Here is a 1,410-nt window from a genome sequence, read left to right on the forward strand (position 1 = left end):
GCTTGGAGCGGCTATTGTTCCGTTCGATAACACAATGGATCCAGCCTCGCATATTTTCCAGCTCTTCTCCACGAAGTTTGTTGAGACTCCGAGCGTGGTGAGTTAAGCATGCTTGACAAAAAATTACCTCCTGAGAATCTTTACAGAATCGCTGTTGAGGCTACATCGAGCGATTTAACACCCGAACTTTTGCATGATCTTGAAACCCACCCTAATTCGTGGCCAGCCCTCGGATCATGGGCGAGGTACATTTTCGAGACAGGTGACCTGATCACCCCTCCGCAGCCAACGCGAAGCGATAGCACAGACGAAGACCAAGACAGTATCTCATCGACGCGCACACGTAAAAGATTCGAAGGCCGCAGGCTACGAGTAGTCGGGATCATTGCAGGCAGCCTTGTTATCATGAGCGTGGCAGGATTTGCAGCCTATCAGGCCTTTGCCCGCACTGATACGCCAGCCGAGCCAGCACCGCTGGCAGTGCCGGCAAAGCCAGCGGTTGAGGATCCGCTCGGTGGACTTACGGCTACGGGTGCGTCGTTTACGTGTAACGCTGCAGATAAAACGATTATCTGCATTGGGCAAAACACGCTCGGGCAGCTAGGCTCTGGTGCCGCCTCGTCGGATCACGTAGTGAAGCTCGTGCTCGATGAAAAAGTTGAATACGTTAGTGCTGGTGCTGATTTTGCCTGCGCAGCCACGGCTAGCAATGTGACTTGTTGGGGTGACAACAGGTGGCGTCAAGCAGGGGATACCGACACACAAGTTTTACCACCAACGAAAGTGCCACTCGCTGGTAAGAACATTGAAGCGTTGGCCACAGGTGATGTCCACGCCTGTGCCATAGCGTCAAGCAAGCTCTATTGTTGGGGATCCGATTACGCTGGCCAGCTTGGCTCAGGCAAGCAAGGCGTGAAAGCAAGCGGCGTCAAAGAAATCAAACTCCCTGGCGATGACAAACCAGTCTCGGTTAAGGCTTTACGATTCGGCACGTGTGCCTCATCGAGCAGTGGAAAACTCTATTGTTGGGGAGCTAACAATGACAAGCGCCTGTCTGACGATGGTGCGCCAGTGCTGGGTATCACCGAAATGAAAGCGCCAACGACGGGCGGGGTGAAGAAATGATCACTATCCGCTCCACTGCCAAGCATTCCTATCTGAAAGCCTATAAAAAGCATCAGCATAAGCCGGTGCGTAAGACTGCAGCGTTCACCGCCTCTACCGTACACAAGACAATAACCGCATCGACGATGGAACAGCCAGGAGAAGAACAACACCGTCTACCAGAGGGCAAGCGACCGCGACGCTTCATAAAAAACGGATTCACCCACGCGCAAGTTAAAGCTAGAACTATTAACCCGAAACATACCACTGCACACAAGACTGTGGGCGGGAATAGTCGTGTGCGCC

The 1,410-nt window shown here is 53.0% G+C and carries 2 protein-coding genes; both read left to right on the top strand.

The annotated features are described in order from the left end of the window. Positions 1 to 108: 108 nt before the first annotated feature. Positions 109 to 1,125, top strand: a complete 1,017-nt coding sequence (locus EZJ44_RS08560; RefSeq protein WP_131282564.1) for an RCC1 domain-containing protein — start codon at positions 109 to 111, stop codon at positions 1,123 to 1,125. Then, on the top strand, positions 1,122 to 1,410 hold a 289-nt coding region (locus tag EZJ44_RS08855), incomplete at its 3' end, for a hypothetical protein (protein ID WP_206661894.1). The genes EZJ44_RS08560 and EZJ44_RS08855, both read left to right, overlap by 4 nt.

It is taken from the genome of Arcanobacterium bovis (genome assembly GCF_004331995.1).
Lineage (GTDB): Bacteria > Actinomycetota > Actinomycetes > Actinomycetales > Actinomycetaceae > Arcanobacterium_A > Arcanobacterium_A bovis.

Coding starts and splice junctions, on each gene's coding strand:
- EZJ44_RS08560 (WP_131282564.1), top strand. CDS start 109: ATGCTTGACAAAAAATTACCTCCTGAGAATCTTTACAGAATCGCTGTT.